We start from the raw sequence: 20305 nt of genomic DNA on the forward strand, positions 1-20305 counted from the left end.
CGCGCAGCGCCTGTTCCCGCAATGCTGCCGCAATGATCGGGCCGCTAGAATGGCTCGGTTTCAGTTAGGGTACCTGTCGCATGCGGATCTTGCTTGTCGAGGATGAAGTCGAGATGGCCGGCGCCCTTTCGTCGGCACTGAAACGCTACGACATGGTGGTGGATCACGCCCCGACGCTTGCGGAGGCGGAAGAAGCGATTTCCGCCGACGTCCATGCCGCCGTCCTGCTCGACCGCCAGCTTCCCGACGGCGACGGCCTCACGCTGATCCCAAAGTTGCGGGCGCGCGCCGATGGCGTGCCGATCATCGTTCTGACCGCGCGCGGCGAGCTCGCCGACCGCATCGCCGGGCTCGACAGCGGTGCCGACGACTATCTCGCCAAGCCGTTCGCGGTCGAAGAGCTGCTGGCACGATTGCGGGCGGTGCTGCGGCGGCCCGCGGGCCTGTCCCCGGACGTCATCCGCGCCGGCCGCATCGCCTTCGACCCAAACCATCGCGAGGCCAGCATCGACGGCCAGCCGTTCGAGCTTCCCCGCCGCGAGTTGCTGGTGCTGGAAGCCCTGATCCGCCGGATGGGCCGCACGGTGCTGCGCGCGGCGTTGGAGGAAGCCGTCTACAATTTCGACGACGAGATCCAGTCCAACGCGCTGGACACGCATGTCTCGCGGCTGCGCCGCAAGCTTGCCGAGGCCGACGCCGGCGTAGAGATCCACGGCATCAGGGGCGTCGGTTATCTCCTGAAGAAGCTGACATGAGCAGGCACGACGATCCCTATTGCCTGCGCTCGCGATTGAGCTGGCGCCTGCTCGCGCTCCAGGCCGCGCTGCTGCTGGCATTGGTCGGCGTGATCGTCGGTGCGCTCTGCGCCTCAGGCTTCGTGCTGGCGGAGCGCGACGAGGACCGCGTCATCGACGTCGTGCAGCGCGCGCTTGCACGCGACGCAGTTGGTGGCCTGATTCTGCGGTCGACGCCCGATTTGACACAGTTGCGTTCCGAGACGCCGGACCTCTGGTTCCTGGTCCGCGACCGGCAAGGACATTCGCTGACCGAAGGCGCCGTGCCGGCGGAATTCGCAGCGATCGGCAGCGGTCTCGACCATGTCAGCCAGGCGCGGCTCGGCTGGCAGATGTTCGAGGATGATCCGCGCAAGCCGGCGGCGCGGCTGAAGCGCGTCAACACCGATGCCGGCAATGTGCAGATCATCACCGCGACGCAGGGACGGCTGACCGGCGCCAAGGCGCTGTTCATGACCTCGCTGGCGTTTCTGGGCATCGCCCTGCCCGGCCTGCTGATCATGGGTACCGCGACCTTCATCGCGACGCCGATGATCGTGCAGCGCGCCTTCCGGGGGTTGGATGCAACCGCGGACCAGGCGCGCCGCATCGACATTCATCAGCGGGGGGCGCGGCTATCAGTGGAGCAGATTCCGCTGGAGGTCGTGCCGCTGGTCACCGCAGTCAACGATGCGCTGGCGCGGCTCGACCAGGGCTATATCAGGCACAAGCGTTTCGTTGCTGACGCCGCGCACGAGTTGCGCACGCCGATCGCGATCCTCAATACGCGGCTGGAATCGCTGCCCTCTGGTCCAGACAAGACCCGGCTGCTGGAGGATACTGCGCGGCTGGCGACGCTGGCCGAGCAATTGCTCGACATCCAGCGGCTCGACCGCTGCGGCCATCCCTTTGCGCGCGTCGATCTCGTCGCGGTCGCGCAAAGCGCGGCCGCCGACCTCGCGCCGCTGGCGATTGCCGCCGGCTACGAGCTTGCGCTCGATGCGCCCTCAACGCCGGTCGAGACGATTGGTGACGCAGCCGCGCTGGAACGGGCGCTGACCAATCTCGTGCAGAATGCGATCCAGCACGGCCCGCGCCGCGGCACGATCGGCATTCGCGTCAGCAAGCCCGCTTGCATCGAGGTCACCGACGAAGGCGCCGGCATTCCACAAGATCAGCGCGAGCAGATCTTCGAGCCGTTCTATCGGCTCACCCCGCTCGACCGTGGCGCCGGCCTTGGTCTCAACATGGTGCGCGAGATTGTGCTGCTGCATGGCGGCCAGGTCACGGTCACCGACGGCGCGGACGGCGGCACCTGCTTCAGAATGACGCTGCCCCCACACCGGCAGAATTGATTCAATCTGCATCCGCAGCTCGCAGCGCAATGCTGTCGCAATCCAACGGCGCAACGGTGCATTCGCATCACCTCTGGTCTCATGAGGTGCAACCGAAATGCCGGAGTGCGCATGCCCAACGATTTTCTCTCCTTCTTCCTGTCCTGGATGTCCTCACCGCGCCAGGTCGGCGCCATCGCACCATCGGGTGCGGCGCTGGCCGATCTCATCACGCGCGAGATTACCGAGAAGACCGGCCCGATCCTCGAGCTCGGTCCCGGTACCGGCGCATTCACCTACAAGCTGCTGACGCGCGGCGTCAGGCAGCAGGATCTCACGCTGATCGAATACGGCTCGGATTTCATGAAGCTGTTGCAGATGCGCTTTCCCGGCGCGCGCGTGCTGTGGATGGATGCAGCGCGGCTGGCGACGGAGCGTCTCTATGACGGTGCGCCCGTCGGCGCGGTCGTCAGCGGCCTGCCGCTGCTCAACATGTCGACACGCAAGGTCGTCTCGATCCTCAGCGGCGCATTCAGCTATGTCCGCCCCGGCGGCGCCTTCTACCAGTTCACCTATGGCATGAGTTGCCCGATCCCGCGGCCGGTCCTCGACCGTCTCGGCCTGCGCGCAACGCTGGTGGACCGGGCCTTCCTGAACGTGCCGCCGGCCGCCGTCTACAAGCTGACCCGGCGACCGCAAATGACGCTGATTGCGGGATCGCTGGCGCAGGAGGCTTCGACACCGGTCGCAGCGGAAGCGGATTGTTAGACCAACCGCCTCTCTCATTGCGAGCACGGGCACAATAGCGCTCGGGCACTCTTCTTGGTATTGTCGCGGCTCGATCTTGCGGATGAGCCGCCGGTGACGCGCTGCGGCCAACGCGATCAGAGGAGGCAAGACATTGACCTATTTTGATCTCGGCCCTTACAGCCGCAAAATCACCACCTCGTCGCCCGAGGCCCAGCTCTGGTTCGACCGAGGGCTCAACTGGGTGTTCGGGTTCAACCACGGGGAAGCGATCAAGTGTTTTCGCAAAGCGCTCGCGTACGACGGAAACTGTGCGATGGCGCACTGGGGCATCGCCTACGCCGCTGGCCCCAATTACAACCTTCCCTGGGTTCGCTATGACCCGCACGGCCGTCAGCTGGCGCTCGCGGCATCCTACGATGCGACGCAGGACGCTCTCGCGCATGCGGACAAGACCGGCCCGGTCGAGCGCGCGCTGATCCGTGCGTTGCCTGCGCGCTATCCCCAGCGCGAGGCCATCGAGGACATGGCGGCGTGGGACAAGGCTTTCACGCAGGAGATGCGCAAGGTCTTCGCGACATATTCAGACGATCTCGATGTCCGGGCCATCCTTGCCGAGGCGATCATGAACGAGACGCCGTGGCTGATGTGGGACCTGACCTCTGGAAAACCGACGGCGGGGGCCGGCACCGAGGAATGCAGGACGGTTCTCGAACAGGCCTTCGACAGGATGCCGGCGGCATGGGATCACCCGGGGCTGCTGCATCTCTACGTCCATCTCATGGAGATGTCGCCGTTTCCGCAACGAGCAATGCGAGCCGGCGACCGGCTGCGCGAGATCGCGCCCGACAGCGGACATCTGATCCACATGCCGACCCATCTCGATGTGCTGTGCGGACAATACAACGACGTCCTGCTGTACAATCAGAAGGCGCTGGCAACGGATCGAAAGTTCCTCGCTTACTCCGACGATCCAGGTGTCTACCTGGTCTATGTCATCCATAATTTCCACTTCGCCATCTACGGCGCGATGTTCCTGGGCCAATATGCTCCCGCCATTGCGGCAGCCGAGGAGCTCATTGCGACCGTACCCGATCCGGTGCTGCGCATTCAATCGCCACCCATGGCCGACTTCCTGGAAGGCTACCTGACGATGAAGCAGCACGTGCTCGTGCGCTTCGGCAAATGGAATGAGACTATCGCGCAAAAGCTGCCGGAAGATCGCGAGTTGTACTGCTCGGTAACCGCCATGATCCACTACGCCAAGGCGGTGGCTCATTCGGCGCTTGGCCACGTCACTGAGGCCGAAACCGAAAAGGCGCTGTTCGCGCAGGCAAAGACCCGCGTGCCCGAAAGCCGGCTGGTGCACAACAACAAGGTCGTGAACCTGCTTGGTGTGGCCGAAGCCATGCTGAATGGGGAGCTGGAATACCGCAAGGGCAACTACGACATGGCCTTTGCCGAGTTGCGCAGATCGGTCGCACTCAGCGACGCATTGCCCTATGACGAGCCCTGGGGATGGATGCAGCCACCGCGCCACGCGCTCGGCGCACTGCTTTTGGAGCAGGGACGGATCGAGGAAGCCGAGGCGGTGTACCGCTCCGATCTCGGCCTCGATGGAAAGCTAAGCCGTGCCTGCCAGCATCCCGACAATCTGTGGTCACTTCACGGATTGCATGAATGCCTGGTGCGGCGCGGCGACAAGGCCGAGACGCCGCTGATCAAGCAGCGGCTCGATCTCGCCCAGGCCCGGGCGGAGGTGCCGATCAAGGCATCCTGCTTCTGTCGCAGGATGGACATGGCGGCCGCGTAAGCGACCGCGCGAGCCGGGATCAACGGAATCGGCTGAGCCGGTTACACCAGCCGGCTCTGCTTCGCCGCCGCCTCGATGAACGAGGCGAACAGCGGGTGCGGCTCGAACGGCCGCGACTTCAGTTCGGGATGGAACTGGACGCCGATGAACCAGGGGTGATCCTCGTATTCGACGATCTCAGGCAGCACGCCGTCGGGCGACAAGCCGGAGAATTTCAGGCCATGCTGCTCGAGGCGGTCCTTGTAGGCGGTGTTGACCTCGTAGCGATGGCGGTGGCGCTCGGAAATCTCGGTCGCGCCGCCATAGACCTGCGAGACGCGGCTGCCGCGGCTGAGCGCAGCGGGATAGGCCCCTAAGCGCATCGTGCCGCCGAGATCGCCGGCCAGCGAGCGCTTCTCGAGCTCGTTGCCGCGCAGCCATTCCGTCATCAGGCCAACCAAGGGCTCCTTGGTCGGGCCGAATTCGGTGGAGTTGGCGTCCTCGATGCCGACGAGATTTCGCGCCGCTTCGATGACGGCCATCTGCATGCCGAAGCAGATGCCGAAATACGGCACGTCGCGCTCGCGCGCGAACTGCGCCGCCTTGATCTTGCCTTCGGCGCCGCGCTGGCCGAAGCCGCCCGGCACCAGGATGCCGTTGACGTGCTCGAGGAACGGCGCCGGATCCTCCTTCTCGAAGATCTCGCTCTCGATCCAGTCGAGATTGACCTTCACCTTGTTGGCGATGCCGCCATGCGAGAGCGCCTCGATCAGCGACTTATACGCATCCTTCATGCCGGTGTACTTGCCGACGATGGCGATGGTGACGTTGCCCTCGGGGTTGCGGACGCGCTCGTTGATCTTCTGCCAGCTCTGCAGCGCCGGCGGAATCCGCGAGCCGATGCCGAAGGCGGCGAGCACTTCATCGTCGAGGCCGGCGTTGTGATAGGCCTCAGGGACGGCGTAGATGTTGTCGACGTCGCGCGCCTCGATCACGGCGCTTTCGCGCACGTTGCAGAACAGGCCGAGCTTGCGCCGCTCTTCCTTCGGTATCTCGCGATCGGTTCGGCACAGCAGGATATCCGGCTGGATGCCGATCGAGCGCAGTTCCTTCACCGAATGCTGCGTCGGCTTGGTCTTGAGTTCGCCGGCGCTCGGGATGTACGGCAGCAGCGTCAGGTGGATGTAGACGGCGTGATCGCGCGGCAGCTCGTTCTTGAGCTGGCGGATCGCCTCGAAGAACGGCAGGCCTTCGATGTCGCCGACCGTGCCGCCGATCTCGACCAGCACGAAATCGTACTCGTCATTACCTGACAGCACGAACTCCTTGATGGCGTTCGTGACGTGCGGCACAACCTGGATGGTCGCGCCGAGATAATCGCCGCGGCGCTCCTTCGAGATGATGTCCTGGTAGATGCGCCCGGTCGTGATGTTGTCCTGCTTGGTCGCAGGACGTCCGGTGAAGCGCTCGTAGTGACCGAGATCGAGATCGGTCTCCGCGCCGTCATCGGTCACGAACACTTCGCCGTGCTGATACGGCGACATCGTTCCGGGATCGAGGTTGAGATAGGGGTCGAGCTTGCGGAGGCGGACCTTGTAGCCCCGGGCCTGCAGCAATGCACCGAGTGCCGCTGAAGCCAGACCCTTGCCGAGCGAAGAAACCACGCCGCCGGTGATGAATATGTACCGCGCCATGGGACTTAACCTCTAATCCCTCAAACCCGATTCGCCAAAGCGATTCGTATTCAGCCCCAAAGAATCTGCGGGCCTGTGGGTGAGCCAAAACGAAGAATGGTGACAGAGCCTTGATGGGGATTGTTGATGCAGGACGCTAGCCATCGTCCTGCATGGCCCCCCTGCTTTATTGCGAGCGCGGCACCTGCGGGCCGCTCGGTGCCGCCGGAGCCTGCTGCTGCTCGTCCGCCTTCTTCAGCGTGTCCAGAATACCGCCCGACGTCGGCGCGGTGATCGGGTTGGCGCCGCCCGGCTGGGTCTGTGACGCGGGCTGGCCGATGATCGAGGACGGCGCGCGGTTGTAACCGGCGTACCAGGACAGGAACAGGCTGGTCAGGAAAAAGCCCGCCGCGAGGACCGCGGTGGTTCGCGACAGGAGATTCGCAGTGCCACGGCTCGACATGAAGCCCGCACCGCCGCCCATGCCGAGGCCGCCGCCTTCCGACTTCTGGAGCAGCACGGCGCCGATCATGACGGCAACGATCATGAGGTGGATGACGATGACAACGGTCTGCATGCTATCCTTCCGTCACAAGCGGGCGGCGCCTGACGGCGGCCGATCGCGCTTCGCGGGTTTTCCTGAAGTTGCGCGGTGTTACACGATCGGAGGGGGTATTGCCACCCCCGATCGGTCCCGAACCAAAGCTTTGGGTTAGCTAGGGGCAGCCCTTCGCAATCGCAAGGAAGTCGGCCGCCTTCAGGCTGGCGCCGCCGACCAGCGCGCCGTTGACGTTTTTGACCGCCATCAGCTCAGCCGCATTCGACGGCTTGACCGAGCCGCCATAGAGGATCCGCATTTTCGTCCCCTCCGCCTTGAACCTTGAGCTCAGGAATTCCCGGATAAACCCATGAATCTGCTCCACATCCTTGGCCGTGGGGGTGAGGCCCGTGCCGATCGCCCAGACCGGCTCATAGGCCACGACCAGATTGGCGGCCGTGGAGCCATCCGGCAACGAGCCGTCGAGCTGACCGCGGACGATGTCCAGGGTCTGGCCAGCATCGCGCTGGGCTTGCGTCTCGCCAATGCAGACGATGGCGACCAGTCCGGCCCGCCAGGCGGCTTCTGCCTTCTGCCTGACAAGGGCATCGCCCTCGCCATGGTCGGCGCGACGCTCGGAATGGCCGACGATGACGGCGCTCGCGCCCGCGTCAGCGAGCATTTCGGCCGCGATATCGCCGGTATGGGCGCCGGAGGCCTTGGGATGGCAGTCCTGGGCTCCCACCGCGACCTTCTTGCCCCGCGCCTTCTCGGCAAAGGCCGAGATCAGGGTCGCCGGCGGGCAGACCAGCAGGTCGGCCTTGCCTGATACCTCTGCCGCACCATTGAGCATGGCGTCGAATTCGGCGGCCTGGGCTTTCAGGCCGTTCATTTTCCAATTGCCGGCGATCAAGGGGCGAATGGCTTCGGTCATGTCAATGTCCAGCAGAATGAGTTTTGTGCAGCGCTAGCAGAGGCGCCGTGGCAGTTCCAGAGACCAGACACCTCTAACCGCAACTTCGAGGGCCGGCCTGAGGCGAGGTTGCGGGGGGAAAGCCGCCACTTTATGATGGCATATCAATTTGGTGACGCGCTTTTGCGGAATCTGCATTAAGACGCGCTCCCGTTCCCCTCCTTATCAAGACAAGTTGGACCAAATGCTTCGAGGAATGCGCAAGGCCTCATCAAACTGGGTCGGCAAGACCATCATGGCCGTCGTGATGGGCGTGTTGATCATCAGCTTCGGCATTTGGGGCATCGCCGACATTTTCCGCGGCTTCGGGCAGTCCACGCTGGCCAAGGTCGGCCACACCGAGATTTCGCTGAACGAGTTCCGCCAGATCTACACCGACCGCCTGCAGCAGATCGGCCGCCAGTTCGGCCGGCCCCTCACGCCGGACCAGGCGCGCGCGTTCGGCCTTGACCGCCAGGTGCTGCAGCAGACAATTGCGGAAGCCGCTCTCGACGAGAACGCGCGACAGATGGGGCTGGGCCAATCCGATGAACAGGTCCGCCAGCTCATCATGAACGACCCGAACTTCAAGGGCGTCGACGGCAAGTTCGATGCGAACCGCTTCCAGGGGCTGATCCGTAATTTCGGCTACACCGAGCAGCGCTACGTGGCCGAGCAGCGCAAGGTAGCGCTGCGCCGGCAGATCACGGGCACGATCGGTGCTGGCCTCGAGCCGCCGAAAACCATGCTCGAAGTGGCGACGCGCTTCCAGAACGAGCAACGCTCGATCGAGTTCGTCAGGCTCGATACGGCGCAGGCCGGCACCATCGATCCCCCCTCGCCCGAGGCACTCGCCGCCTATTTCGAGGATCACAAGGTCCAGTTCCGCGCGCCCGAGTACCGCAAGATCGTCTTCGCCATGATCTCGCCTGAGGAGATCGCCAAGTGGAGCGACGTCTCCGACGATGACGCGAAAAAACTGTTCGATCAGCGCAAGAACCAGCTCTCCACACCGGAGAAGCGCCAGATCAAGCAGATCGTGTTTCCTGATGCCGCCCAGGCGCAGGCCGCGCGCGAGCGTCTGGTCGGCGGGATGTCCTTTGAAGATCTCGGCAAAGAGCGCGGCTTGACGGCCCCCGACGTCGACCTCGGGCTGGTGACGAAATCCTCGCTCGAACCCGCCGTCGGCAATGCCGCCTTCGCGCTTCCGGTTGGCGAGATCAGCCAGCCGATCCAGGGCCCGATTGGCGTCTCGATCGTCAAGGTCGAGAAGATCGAGCCCGGCGCCGAGGCCGACTACGCCAAGTTTGCCGCCGACGTGAAGCGATCCATCGCGACCGAGCGCGCGCGCGCCAAGGTCGGCGAGCTTCGTGACAAGATGGAGGACGAACGCGGTGCCGGCACCAGCGTCGCCGACGCCGCGCAGAAGCTCGGGCTCACGGCCGTGACCATCGACGCCGTCGACCGCTCCGGCCGCGCGCCGAACGGGCAGCCGGTCGCCGACATTCCCCCGGGCCTCGATGTGGTGTCGCAGGCCTTCAACAGCGATGTCGGCGTCGACAACGACCCGATCTCGTTCAAGGGCGGCTACGTCTGGTACGACGTGCTCGCCATCACGCCCTCGCGCGACCGCAATCTCGACGAAGTCCGCGACCAGGTCGAGGCGCGCTGGCGCCAGGACCAGATCGCCACCAAGCTGAAGGCGAAGGCGACCGAAATGGTGCAGAAGCTCGAACAGGGCGGCAAGCTCGCCGACGAGGCCGCAGCGGTCAACGCCAAGGTCGAGACTGCCAGCGGCTTCAAGCGCGACGACACTCCGGCCGGCGTGCCCGCCAACATCGTTGCGGCCGCCTTCCGCACCGCCAAGGACGGCGTCGGGCAGGCGCCCGTGACCGGCGGCACCGAAGTCATCGTCTTCCGCGTCACCGACATCGTCGATCCCGCGGTCGACACCGCCTCCGATGCCGTCAAGAAGCTGAAGGAGAGCGTCGGCAAGTCGCTGACCGACGAACTGGTCGCCTCCTACGTCAACAAGCTTGAAACCGAGATCGGAACCACCATTAATCAGGCCGCCTTCGCGCAAGTGACCGGCGCGAACCAGTGAGTTGAAAGCACGCGATGGACGACCTGAAATCGATCATTGGAAAAGTGGCGACCGGTGCCAGCCTGTCGCGTGAGGAAGCCGCATCCGCCTTCGATGCCATGATGTCCGGCGAGGCCACACCCTCGCAGATGGGTGGCCTGTTGATGGCCCTGCGCGTGCGCGGCGAGACCGTGGATGAGATTACCGGCGCGGTCACGGCGATGCGCTCGAAGATGCTCACGGTCGATGCGCCCGCGGACGCCGTCGACATCGTCGGCACCGGCGGCGACGGCTCCGGCTCGGTCAATGTCTCGACCTGCGCCTCGTTCATCGTCTCGGGCACCGGCCTGCCCGTCGCCAAGCATGGCAACCGCGCGCTCTCCTCGCGCTCGGGCGCGGCGGATGTGCTGACCTCGCTCGGCGTCAAGATCGACCTCAAGCCCGAGCAGGTCGGCCGCTGCGTGCGCGAATGCGGCATCGGCTTCATGTTCGCACCGGCCCATCATCCGGCCATGAAGAACGTCGGCCCGACCCGGGTGGAGCTCGCAACGCGGACGATCTTCAACCTGCTTGGTCCCCTGTCCAACCCGGCCGGCGTGAAACGGCAGATGGTCGGCGTATTCTCCAGGCAATGGGTGCAGCCGCTGGCGCAGGTCTTGAAGAATCTCGGCTCCGAATCCGCCTGGGTGGTGCACGGCTCCGACGGCCTCGACGAGATCACCCTCGCCGGCCCGACCTTCGTCTCGGCGCTCCACAATGGCGAGATCAGGAATTTCGAGGTGACGCCCGAGGACGTCGGCCTGCCGCGCTGCGAGACCGGTGCGCTCAAGGGCGGCGACGCCGACGCCAATGCGATGGCCCTCCAAAGCGTGCTCGACGGCAAGCCGAGCCCCTATCGCGACGTCGCGCTGGTCAACGCCGCCGCGGCGCTGGTCGTCGCCGGCCGTGCCAAGGACCTCAAGGAAGGCGTCGCGATCGGTGCGAAATCGCTCGACAGCGGCGCTGCGAATGCGCGACTGAAACATCTGATCGCGGTCTCGAACAGCTGAACCCGTCATGTCCGATATCCTGACCAAGATCGAGGCCTACAAGCGCGAGGAGATCGCGGCAGCCAAGCGCGCGCAGCCGCTCTCGGCGGTCGAGGCACAGGCCAGGGCGCAAGGCGCGCCGCGCGGCTTCGTGCGCGCAATCAAGGCCAAGCATGCCGATGGCGATTACGCGCTGATCGCCGAGGTGAAGAAGGCCTCGCCCTCCAAGGGGCTGATCCGCGAAGATTTCGATCCGCCCCTGCTGGCCAAGGCCTATGAAGCGGGCGGTGCGGCCTGCCTGTCGGTGCTGACCGATGCGCCCTCGTTCCAGGGCCATCTCGACTTCATGGTGGCGGCACGCGCAGCGACCTCGCTGCCTGTGCTGCGCAAGGATTTTCTGTTCGACACCTATCAGGTCGTCGAGGCGCGGGCGCACGGCGCCGACTGCATCCTCATCATCATGGCCGCGCTGGATGACGCGACGGCCAGGGATCTCGAAGATGCCGCGATCGCCTACGGCATGGACGTGCTGATCGAGATCCACGACCGTGCCGAGCTCGATCGCGCACTGAAGCTGCGTTCGCCGATGATCGGCGTCAATAACCGGAACCTGCGCACCTTCGAGACGTCGCTGGCGACCAGCGAGATGCTGGCGCCTCTGATCCCCGAGGGGCGGCTGATGGTCGGCGAAAGCGGCATCTTCACGCCCGCAGACCTCGCCCGGCTCGAGCGCGTGGGCATGTCGACCTTTCTGGTCGGCGAGAGCCTGATGCGGCAGGCCGACGTCACTGCCGCCACGCGCACGCTGCTCGCGCGCGATACCAAGGCCAGCGCCACGGGCGCGCGCTGACATGGTGCGCAAGGTTCTGGCGCGCAAGCCTGCGAAGACCAGGCCTTCGAAGAAGGCGGCCCCTGCCCTCACCCATATCGGCGCCACTGGCGAGGCGCGGATGGTCGACGTCTCGGACAAGGCCGCGACCGAGCGGCTCGCCGTTGCCGAAGGCCGTGTCGTCATGGAGAAGGCAACGCTCGACCTGATCGTGTCAGGCAACGCCAAGAAAGGCGATGTGCTCGGCACCGCACGCATCGCCGGAATCATGGCCGCGAAACGGACCTCGGAGCTGATTCCGCTCTGTCATCCGCTGGCGCTGTCGAAGGTCACGGTCGACATCGAGCCCGACGCGAAGCTGCCGGGCTGCGTGGTCCGCGCCAGCGTCAAGGTGACTGGCCCGACCGGCGTCGAGATGGAAGCCCTAACGGCGGTGACGGTCGCCTGCCTCACCATCTACGACATGATCAAGGCGGTCGAGCGCGGCGTGCGCATCGAGGGGATCCATCTGATCGAAAAGCTGGGCGGCAAGTCGGGCCATTACCGCGCCTGATCCGGTGCCATATCGGCGTTGAGCTTACTGCCAGGCCGCTCAGGACCCTGATGACAGCAAGTGCGATACCGGCGCCGTGCGTATCGATTGCATTTGTGCGCATCCGTTTATGTCGCGTTAACCGCGATTCCTAACGTCGCCTCCACATCGATCCCGTAAACCGAAGGATGTCATGGGGATCAAGTACTCACCCTGACGTGTGGATGGCAGCGATCGACATGATGACAAGATACGGCAGCCGCCTCTTCGACCAGGCCTTCGTGCGCAGCGGACCGATCCGCTTGCTCGTGGTGGGCGGCACATTGCTGATCGCGGCGATCGCCGTCGGCGCGGTACTGATGGCGCAGAATTTCCGCGAGCGCGCGCTGCGCAACTCCAGTCGCGAGCTGGAAAACACCGTGCTGCTGCTCGCCCATCATTTCGATCAGCAATTGCAGGATTTCGTGGTCATCCAAAAGGATTTCGTCGACCACGTCCGCCTCAGCGGAATCCTGACCGCGGACGACTTCCGCAAGCGCCTCTCCGGCGAGGACGTGCACCGGATGCTGCGCTCGAAGATCGAGGCGCTGCCGTACATGGGCGGCGTCAACATCATCGACGCCGACGGCAATGTGATCAATTCCTCGACGGCATGGCCGGCTCCGAAGGTCAACGTTGCCGACCGCGCCTATTACCGCACGTTCCGGTACGATCCGCAGGCGCCCGACGTGCTGATCGAACCGGTTCACAGCCGCATCTCCGGCGCCTGGACCATCCTGATCTTGCGCAGGATCATGGGGCCACACGGCGAGTTCATGGGTGCCGTCGGACGCGGCATCGAGCCGGCTAATTTCGAGAAGTTCTTCGAAACCCTCATGCTCGGCGATAGCGCCACGATCTCGATGCTGCATCGGGACGGCACCCTGCTTGCCCGCTTTCCCCAATCAAGCGACATGATGGGACGCAATTTCAGGAACGGCTCGTTCGAGCAGCAGAGGATCTTCACGCAGGACCATTTCGCCGGGCGGATCGTGAGTCCGATCGACGGCGAGGACCGGCTGGCCTCGGCGCGCACCCTCCCCCACTTCCCGATCCTGATGATGGCGACGACAACGCGCGCGGCAGCGCTGGCCGACTGGCGGGAACAGATCGGAATCCTGATTTCGGTCGCCGGCGCGTCCGCGCTTGTGATCGCGGGCGTGTTGACCGCGATCGTGCGCAAGCTGGTGGAGCAGCACCGCATGTCCCGGGAACGGTTGACACTGGAGAAGCAGCGTCTCGATCGCGCCGTCAACAACATGACCCAGGGCCTTTTGCTGTTCGATGCCGAGCGGCGGCTCGTGGTCTGCAATCAGCGCTATATCGAGATGTACGGCTTGTCGCCCGACATCGTCAGACCCGGCTACAGTTTCCGCGACATCATTGCGCATCGCAAGGAGACGGGCTCGTTCACGGGCGATGTCGACCAGTATACCGCGCGCGTTTTGCGCGACATCCACGTGCGCAATTCCATGGTGGTCGACACCAGCGACGGCCGCTCGATCCAGATCGTCAACGAGCCTCTCGCCGACGGCGGCTGGGTCGCGACCCATGAGGACATCACCGAGCGGCGCCGCAGCGAGGAGCGCATCACCCACCTCGCCCACTACGACGCACTGACCGACCTGCCCAACCGCGCCAAATTCCACGAACATCTGCGCCAAGAGCTGGCCGCCATCGGCCGCGACGAAGAGCTCGCCGTGCATTGCATCGACATCGACGAGTTCAAGGGCGTCAACGACGCGCTCGGCCATCTCGTCGGCGACGAGCTGTTGAAGTCCGTGGCGGAGAGCCTGCGTCGCTGCGCCGGGCCAAACGATTTCGTTGCCCGGCTCGGTGGCGACGAGTTCGCGATCGTGCAGGGCGCGGTGACCTCGCAGGACCAGGTCAACGAGCTCATTGCCCGGATCTTCGCCGCGATCCGCACGCCGTTCGATTGCATGGGCCATCACCTCACCACCGACGCCAGCATCGGCATCGCGCTGGCGCCGCGACACGGCAACGCGCTCGACCAGATCCTGAAGAACGCCGATATGGCGATGTACGCCGCCAAATCTGCCGGGCGTCACACCTATCGCTTCTTCGTGCCGGAGATGGACGCCAGGGTGCGCGAGCGGCGCCTGCTGGAGATCGACCTGCGCCACGCCATCGCCCAAGGCGGGTGCGAAGGCGGCCTCGAGGTCTATTACCAACCCTGCGTCAGCCTGAAGGACGATCGCATCACCGGCTGCGAAGCGCTGGTGCGCTGGCGCCACCCCGAGCGCGGCATGGTTTCGCCGGCCGAGTTCATCCCGATCGCCGAGGATACCGGGCTGATCAACGAGATCGGCGAATGGGTGCTGTCGACCGCCTGCCGTGAGGCAGCCACCTGGCCCGACGACATTCGCCTTGCGGTCAACGTCTCGCCGGTTCAGTTCAAGAGCGGCACGCTGGCGATGAAGATCATGGCAGCGCTGGCCGCCTCCAGCCTGCCGGCCAGCCGGCTCGAGCTCGAGATCACCGAGGCCGTGCTGATCCGCGACGACGACACCGCGCTGGCGATCCTCCACCAGCTCCGCGCCATTGGCGTGCGCATTGCGCTCGACGATTTCGGCACCGGCTACTCCTCGCTGAGCTATTTGCACCGCTTCCCGTTCGACAAGATCAAGATCGATCGTTGCTTCGTCAACGACGTCGCCGGTCCCGACGGCTCCGCCAGCATCGTGCAGGCGGTGGTCAATCTCGCCAGCGCCCGCCGCATGGCAACCACGGCCGAAGGTGTCGAGACCGAGGAACAGCAGCGGCTGCTGCGCACGCTCGGCTGTACCGAGATGCAGGGCTATCTGTTCAGCGCCGCAAAGCCGGCCGACAAGGTCGTGGAATTGTTCGCGCTCCATCGCAGCCGGCTCGCCCAGCGCGACGACCGCGAGGGGCGCCGCCTCGAGGCTGGCTAGGGCGGAGTTCGGCTGCCGGCGCAGCGGCATTCCCAGAAGCTCTCCTCAAGACATACAACGCAGGTCTGCTCGAGACGCTCCCTCAGGACATTTCGCGCGCGGTGAAGACGAACGGTCAGATTGTTCACGGTCACGCCCAGATCGGCGGCAACCAGCTCCCGCGGTTCACCGGCAAGATCTATCCTCCTGATGACTTCGGCGTGCTCGGGCTTCAGCAGGGTCAGATGGGTATGAAGACACTCGCAGACCACGGTATTCGCCGCGGCATCCTGGTCGGCTGCAAGACGGTCGTTGAGCTCGTGCGGAAACGGCATCTCCCGCGTCCTGCTCTTCGATCTCTGACGGTGAAAGTCGGCGATGGTCGTTGCCAGGACCCTGCTCAACCAACCTCGAACCGAGTCCGCATCACGAATGTCGCCCGACCGCTCCAGTGCGCGCAACATGAACGCCTGGAGCACTTCCTCCGCTTCCGCCCTCCCGCCAAATCGTCGCTGTAGATAGCTGCGAAGGCGATCGTAACTGCTAACGAGAGCAGTCCGAACAACGCTCTCCTGCGCTTCCAAGGAGCCGGCTCTCCGCGCCGGTCGGCTCTCGTTCGGCGATTTCATGACCACAGTCCTTGCATGACGTTCGGTAGATCGCTTGGATTGAGCGCGAACGCGTCAAATCGGACACGCTCTGTTCGCAAATGCGGCAGCCGCCCGAGCACAGGTCGCGAGGGGCTCGCCGCTACAGCGGCGCACACGGGATTGCCCCTGAGCCGACGATCGCGATGCGGGCATTCTTCTGCTCAACGCGCAGCGCGCGCGGGCGCCGACCAGGGCCGATCATGTCGCTCGCTGCGCGAGGCCTTGGCGCGCGTCGCCGTCATCCGCCTGGGCATCGCGCCCATTGCCGATGTGTCGACCCGCGCTCCAATCTGGAGCGAGTCAGCCTGGTCGTCGGGAGCTATTTCAGGTGATGGGAGGCCGATAGTGGCGACGGAACGTGCCTTCGTCGCCGATCACGTCAGGCTGGGCTTCGCAACGCGAGCGCGGCACGACGAACTCCCCAATCTCGGGCGCATGAGGCGACACGGCGGTGAAGCAGAGGACCGAGCCGCAGCAGGTCGTATGCCGGTCGCAAGGTCGATCCTGGTCGTCATCACAATCCCCAGCCATCGCAACGTCATGCGAATGAACCGACGATCCGACCGCGTCGTCATGCGCGTACGAATCCGCAGGCTGATCGACCTGGTACTCATCCTGCATCACTGAGTCGAGGGGGATCGAAATCGCAAGAGACGGCGTCATCGATGCGAACAGGTAAGCGATGGCGACAAGCCATCCCCACCATCTTCGCCTTGGCTTTCGCAAGCCAATCATTTCCGCACCTGCTATCACGACCGAGGAACATATAGCCCCGGTTGCAGTGACGGCCAATAGAAAACAGCACGCACAAATTAGACAATGCGAGAGCTGCGATAGACGAATTGCACGGTGCGGGAATTTGGGGTCCGGCGCGGCCTATCGGCCGCCGGATACCGTGCGAAAACGAACGTCCTGATTTTTTCGTCGGCTCCCGTAATATAGAGCACCCATCTGCGTCGCACGCCCCCGGTCAGTGATGCTTCATCCAGCCGACACTTTTGATGTCGTTGAACGAGTCGGTCCGATGACACAGAAAGCATTGATCGACCGATGCATGCTCCTGTCCGGCGATCACCCGATCCATCATGACGAAGTGACCCATGTAGTGGCTCGGCGGCGCCTGATGACATTGGGCGCAGTCCTTCGACGTTGGCGAAGGATGCAGGAAACCGACGATTGTCCAAAACGCGAGACCATGGCAATTCGAGCATTGCCGTCCAAACAGCTCCCGGTGCGGTTGCCGGTTGCTGTGGCAGTTGGCGCAATCGAGCTCTGCCTTTTCCCGCCTCTCGGACTTTGGCAGTCCGAGAAACTCCTTCAAGTCCTCCGCCAAGCGATCGGCCGTCCTGTCAAACAAGTTCCCGCCTGCGAGAGGCATCGCAACTTGCAGCAGTGAAGCGTGGTCCATCCTGATCGGCCGCGGCCCGCCAATGTGCTCACGATGGCAGCCGGAACACTGACCGCCCGCCGCAGCATGAAACGCCGTCGACTGCTTGCCGAGATCGCCCGCAGAAGGCGCATGACAGGCGATGCAGGCCGCAGCATCAACGCCCTTGGTCGGCGTGTGGCAGCTCTCGCATCTGTCGGACAGAAATGCGTGCTTCCCCGAGAGCGGCCCGGGCATCACGAAGCTTGTCCAGCCCGGGACGACTTCGGAGCTGCCCCGATACAGAGCAATCGACGTAACGGCCGCGCTTGCGAGGGCCAGCGTCGCGACCACGACGTAGAGCGCGCCCCTGATCGTCACGCCAGCCACCGCAGCCCGTAATAGACCTCGGCTGCCACATGCACCGCGAGCAGCGCATACATCACGATCGCGGTCACGACGTGCAGCCCGATCCACGGCATGAAGATCTTCTTGACCGTTTCGCTCGATCCGATCGCTGCTTCGAAGTCGGAAATACTATCGACGAGTTGCAGCAACGGCACGTTTCGGAGTGCCGGCGCAGGCATGGCGGCCTCCTCATGCGCCATCCGATCGGGCGACGACAGAGCCGCAGCAGTGTGCTCATAGGCCGACCTCAAGGTCGCCAGATCCGACTGCTGCCGGCGAAGCTCCGTTGCCGTTTGCGGCAGGTAGTAGCGCCCGACAAATCCGGTGACGACGACGATCAGCATGCTGGTCACCAGGGCGATCCCAAGCGGGCTCTGGAATTTGTGTCCGGTATGCAGAAGCGCGAAGAACGCCGCGACGATTCCGGCATAGGCGTGAAATGCCAGGAGCGTTGGCATCGACACGCATCGCGTGACCAGCGTCTTCAGACCCAGGCTGTATTTCGTCATCGGATAGACAAGAAGGAGAACCATCAGCACGGCCGCACCGGCCCCGAGGACAAAGCCCGCGAGGCTTCCAGCGAACCTGCCGTCAGAGTGAAGCAGGAAAGCCGGCACCAACAGCAACAGGGCCGCCAGAACGATATCCGCGATCAGACGCTCTCTGCGGTTCATCTTGTCAGGCCTCGACGACCAGATCTCCGACCGATTTCGCCTGGCAGGCCAGGATGAGGCCGTTCGCCTTGTCATCGGCGGTCAAGGCGTCCTGGACCTCCATCGTGACGTTACCTTGCAGCAGGTGCGTCTTGCAGACACCACAGACCCCGGCCCTGCACGAATAATCAATCGACACGCCGGCGCTCTCGGCCACTTCAAGGACACTCTTGTCGGGGGGCAGCGCCGCCACCTTGTCCGATCTCGCAAAACGAATGGTGGCCGTCGCGGGCCCGATCGCCGCGGCCAATTGATGACGCGCCTCACCTTCCGGCGGCGGCGCTTCGACGACGGCCTTGCCGGGGGGCGGAACGGCTCCGCGGGCGGGCCCAAAAGCCTCCGTCTTGATCTGCTCGCGTGGCAGGCCGAGTCCGATCAGCGTCTTCCTGAGCGCGTCCATCATTCCGGGTGGACCACACAGGTGAACACGCCGTTTGACCAGTTCGGGCACGGCCTGCGTCAGGAAATCAGCTGTGATCTGCCCTTCGTTTCCCATCCACGACGTGCCCGCGGCCCGCAGCATGGTGGCCGCAACGTGCAAATTGTTCATCCTGCGCTGGAGATGTTCCAGCTCGTCCCGGAAGATGAACTGCTCGGTCGTCTGCGCGCCATAGACGAGATAGATCTGGCCCGGCCACGCGATGTCAGAGAGGTACCGGATCGCCGCCATCAGCGGCGTGATGCCGACGCCGCCTCCGATCAGGACAACGCTGTCGGCTTCCGTGCCCGTGAACGTAAAGGCGCCGAAAGGGCCTGCGACCTCAAGGAGGTCACCCTCCTTCACGTGGTCATGCATGTAGTCGGAAAGAAGCCCGCCATCTTCGCGCTTGATCGTGGTCTCGACGTAGGCAGTCTGGGCAGCGGACGACGCGATCGTATAGGAGCGCCTGATGGTCTTTCCGTCGATCTCGATGGCGTAGGTCAGGAACTGCCCGGGCAGGAACGCAAATGGGATCGCGCCGCCGCCCGGCGCTTGCAGACGGAAGGTCTTGACGTTCGGCGTCTCCTGATAGATCGCACAGATCCTCAGCTTGCCTTTCCAGGAGCGGTTCGCTTCGACCCGCGGAGGATCGCGATCCCTTCCCTGAGAAGGTGTCGGTTCAGCCCTGCCCGGCTGACTAACTGATGTCGCGGCCGCGGGAGGTGCTGCGGCAGGAGCCGGAGCGACTGCTGCGCGAGTCAGCCGGTCCACCAGTGCGTTCGCCCGGCGCATGCGCGCGACATAGATGGCCAGCATCGCGAGCGAGAACAGCACCAGCAGCGCCATGGTCGACACGTGAAACCAGGAGACTCCCGGAGCCCCGTCATCGGCAACCGTGACGCTTCGGTGAGGCAGGAGATTCATCTGCGACTTGAACCAGGCCTGCGCAATCTGCTGCGGTGGCTGGCCCTCCTGAAGTGATCGCAGCACGATCACGCCACTCTGGACCGCGTTCAGGGCCCCGCGAAGCCGCCGCGACGCCTGATCGGCGGCAACGAGATCGCCTCCGGCGATGGCATGCCGCAGGTCCGTTCCGGCTCCCGCCAGGCGATCGGCCTCCGCGCCGATCCGCTCGCGCGCCTGAGCCCCCAGATTATTGCGTTGCTCGGCGGACAGCGCCGGCATGTCCATCAACGCCGGATAAAACTCCTTGCGCGGCCGCCCCATCATGTCGTCCATTCCGCCCATCATCCCGGAGGCGGCCCTGCCGGTCGGAACGCGAACAGCATCGCGACCGCTCAAGCCTGCTGAACCGTCCGGCGGCGCGCCATCGCCGGCGCCGCCGGACGGTGCTGGATGATGCGCCGCGTGATCGCTCTCTGCCTGGGCCAGCTCCTTGCGCTGAAAGAACTGCCCTGCCAGGTCCGAGGCGAGCACGGCATTCCCGACGAGCTGGCTCGTCAGGACGACGAGCGCAGCCACGCCGGATCGACATCGAAGCGGCCCACCGAACAT

General features: G+C 64.6%; 17 protein-coding genes. 9 read left to right on the forward strand and 8 right to left on the reverse strand.

Annotated elements, in window-relative coordinates; all coding sequences use genetic code 11:
* The first annotated feature begins 80 nt into the window (after positions 1 to 80).
* The 4 genes from HYH07_RS29210 (at position 81) to HYH07_RS29225 (ending at position 4667) form a co-directional block, all read left to right on the forward strand.
* The gene (locus tag HYH07_RS29210) at positions 81 to 755 is read left to right on the forward strand and encodes a response regulator transcription factor (protein WP_220005701.1); all 675 of its coding nucleotides are present in this window, start codon (positions 81 to 83) and stop codon (positions 753 to 755) included.
* Positions 752 to 2128: a HAMP domain-containing sensor histidine kinase gene (locus tag HYH07_RS29215; protein WP_220005702.1), complete on the forward strand. Its 1377-nt coding sequence runs from the start codon at positions 752 to 754 to the stop codon at positions 2126 to 2128. The genes HYH07_RS29210 and HYH07_RS29215 overlap by 4 nt, the downstream gene beginning before the upstream one ends.
* A gap of 111 nt (positions 2129 to 2239) precedes the next feature.
* Positions 2240 to 2875, forward strand: coding sequence for a class I SAM-dependent methyltransferase (locus HYH07_RS29220; protein WP_220005703.1), 636 nt, complete (start codon positions 2240 to 2242; stop codon positions 2873 to 2875).
* 133 nt (positions 2876 to 3008) lie between these two features.
* Positions 3009 to 4667 (forward strand): hypothetical protein, encoded by a 1659-nt coding sequence (locus HYH07_RS29225; protein ID WP_220005704.1) that lies wholly within the window; start codon positions 3009 to 3011, stop codon positions 4665 to 4667.
* Positions 4668 to 4708: 41 nt separating this feature from the next.
* Here HYH07_RS29225 and HYH07_RS29230 read toward each other — a convergent pair whose 3' ends face one another.
* The 3 genes from HYH07_RS29230 to tpiA form a co-directional block, all read right to left on the reverse strand.
* Positions 4709 to 6340, reverse strand: coding sequence for a CTP synthase (locus tag HYH07_RS29230; protein ID WP_220005705.1), 1632 nt, complete (start codon positions 6338 to 6340; stop codon positions 4709 to 4711).
* Between the two features lie 166 nt (positions 6341 to 6506).
* On the reverse strand, positions 6507 to 6896 hold the full coding sequence (gene secG, locus HYH07_RS29235; RefSeq protein WP_220005706.1) for a preprotein translocase subunit SecG: 390 nt from the start codon (positions 6894 to 6896) through the stop codon (positions 6507 to 6509).
* 139 nt (positions 6897 to 7035) lie between these two features.
* Positions 7036 to 7791 carry a triose-phosphate isomerase gene (gene tpiA, locus HYH07_RS29240; RefSeq protein ID WP_220005707.1) on the reverse strand — a complete coding sequence of 252 codons (756 nt, stop codon included), beginning with the start codon at positions 7789 to 7791 and terminating at the stop codon, positions 7036 to 7038.
* Positions 7792 to 8014: 223 nt separating this feature from the next.
* On the opposite strand from tpiA, the gene HYH07_RS29245 reads away from it, so the two are divergent.
* The 5 genes from HYH07_RS29245 to HYH07_RS29265 all read left to right on the forward strand — a co-directional run bounded on the left by HYH07_RS29245 (position 8015) and on the right by HYH07_RS29265 (position 15253).
* A complete protein-coding gene (locus HYH07_RS29245; RefSeq protein WP_220005708.1) occupies positions 8015 to 9913 on the forward strand; it encodes a SurA N-terminal domain-containing protein in 1899 nt (632 codons plus the stop codon).
* A 14-nt stretch (positions 9914 to 9927) separates the two neighbouring features.
* Entirely contained in the window at positions 9928 to 10941 is a 1014-nt protein-coding gene (trpD, locus tag HYH07_RS29250) for an anthranilate phosphoribosyltransferase (RefSeq protein WP_220005709.1), read from the forward strand.
* 7 nt (positions 10942 to 10948) lie between these two features.
* Positions 10949 to 11770, forward strand: a complete 822-nt coding sequence (gene trpC / locus HYH07_RS29255) for an indole-3-glycerol phosphate synthase TrpC (protein WP_220005710.1) — start codon at positions 10949 to 10951, stop codon at positions 11768 to 11770.
* Positions 11771 to 11786: 16 nt separating this feature from the next.
* Complete coding sequence (gene moaC / locus HYH07_RS29260; protein ID WP_220005736.1) at positions 11787 to 12302, forward strand: cyclic pyranopterin monophosphate synthase MoaC; 516 nt, start codon at positions 11787 to 11789, stop codon at positions 12300 to 12302.
* A 218-nt stretch (positions 12303 to 12520) separates the two neighbouring features.
* The gene (locus HYH07_RS29265) at positions 12521 to 15253 is read left to right on the forward strand and encodes an EAL domain-containing protein (RefSeq protein WP_220005737.1); all 2733 of its coding nucleotides are present in this window, start codon (positions 12521 to 12523) and stop codon (positions 15251 to 15253) included.
* On the opposite strand, the gene HYH07_RS29270 is transcribed toward HYH07_RS29265, so the two are convergent.
* The 5 genes from HYH07_RS29270 to HYH07_RS29290 form a co-directional block, all read right to left on the reverse strand.
* A complete protein-coding gene (locus tag HYH07_RS29270; RefSeq protein ID WP_220005711.1) occupies positions 15250 to 15861 on the reverse strand; it encodes an RNA polymerase sigma factor in 612 nt (203 codons plus the stop codon). The two genes, HYH07_RS29265 and HYH07_RS29270, sit on opposite strands and share 4 nt — an antisense overlap.
* Positions 15862 to 16206: 345 nt before the next feature.
* Positions 16207 to 16617, reverse strand: a complete 411-nt coding sequence (locus HYH07_RS29275; RefSeq protein ID WP_220005712.1) for a hypothetical protein — start codon at positions 16615 to 16617, stop codon at positions 16207 to 16209.
* A gap of 235 nt (positions 16618 to 16852) precedes the next feature.
* On the reverse strand, positions 16853 to 17629 hold the full coding sequence (locus tag HYH07_RS29280; RefSeq protein WP_220005713.1) for a cytochrome c3 family protein: 777 nt from the start codon (positions 17627 to 17629) through the stop codon (positions 16853 to 16855).
* Entirely contained in the window at positions 17626 to 18330 is a 705-nt protein-coding gene (locus HYH07_RS29285; RefSeq protein ID WP_220005714.1) for an iron reductase, read from the reverse strand. The genes HYH07_RS29280 and HYH07_RS29285 overlap by 4 nt, the downstream gene beginning before the upstream one ends.
* A 4-nt stretch (positions 18331 to 18334) precedes the next feature.
* Positions 18335 to 20305, reverse strand: a complete 1971-nt coding sequence (locus tag HYH07_RS29290) for a 2Fe-2S iron-sulfur cluster-binding protein (protein WP_220005715.1) — start codon at positions 20303 to 20305, stop codon at positions 18335 to 18337.

It is taken from the genome of Bradyrhizobium sp. BR 10261, from assembly GCF_019455395.1.
GTDB classification, from domain to species: Bacteria; Pseudomonadota; Alphaproteobacteria; order Rhizobiales; family Xanthobacteraceae; genus Bradyrhizobium; species Bradyrhizobium manausense.

Bases quoted from the DNA above. Each gene is read 5' to 3' on its own strand.
- HYH07_RS29290 (WP_220005715.1), bottom strand. From the start codon at position 20,305: ATGTTCGGTGGGCCGCTTCGATGTCGATCCGGCGTGGCTGCGCTCGTC.
- HYH07_RS29270 (WP_220005711.1), bottom strand. From the start codon at position 15,861: ATGAAATCGCCGAACGAGAGCCGACCGGCGCGGAGAGCCGGCTCCTTG.
- HYH07_RS29275 (WP_220005712.1), bottom strand. From the start codon at position 16,617: ATGATTGGCTTGCGAAAGCCAAGGCGAAGATGGTGGGGATGGCTTGTC.
- HYH07_RS29285 (WP_220005714.1), bottom strand. From the start codon at position 18,330: ATGAACCGCAGAGAGCGTCTGATCGCGGATATCGTTCTGGCGGCCCTG.
- trpC (WP_220005710.1), top strand. From the start codon at position 10,949: ATGTCCGATATCCTGACCAAGATCGAGGCCTACAAGCGCGAGGAGATC.
- HYH07_RS29245 (WP_220005708.1), top strand. From the start codon at position 8,015: ATGCTTCGAGGAATGCGCAAGGCCTCATCAAACTGGGTCGGCAAGACC.
- tpiA (WP_220005707.1), bottom strand. From the start codon at position 7,791: ATGACCGAAGCCATTCGCCCCTTGATCGCCGGCAATTGGAAAATGAAC.
- HYH07_RS29210 (WP_220005701.1), top strand. From the start codon at position 81: ATGCGGATCTTGCTTGTCGAGGATGAAGTCGAGATGGCCGGCGCCCTT.
- HYH07_RS29220 (WP_220005703.1), top strand. From the start codon at position 2,240: ATGCCCAACGATTTTCTCTCCTTCTTCCTGTCCTGGATGTCCTCACCG.
- trpD (WP_220005709.1), top strand. From the start codon at position 9,928: ATGGACGACCTGAAATCGATCATTGGAAAAGTGGCGACCGGTGCCAGC.
- secG (WP_220005706.1), bottom strand. From the start codon at position 6,896: ATGCAGACCGTTGTCATCGTCATCCACCTCATGATCGTTGCCGTCATG.
- HYH07_RS29265 (WP_220005737.1), top strand. From the start codon at position 12,521: ATGATGACAAGATACGGCAGCCGCCTCTTCGACCAGGCCTTCGTGCGC.
- HYH07_RS29230 (WP_220005705.1), bottom strand. From the start codon at position 6,340: ATGGCGCGGTACATATTCATCACCGGCGGCGTGGTTTCTTCGCTCGGC.
- HYH07_RS29215 (WP_220005702.1), top strand. From the start codon at position 752: ATGAGCAGGCACGACGATCCCTATTGCCTGCGCTCGCGATTGAGCTGG.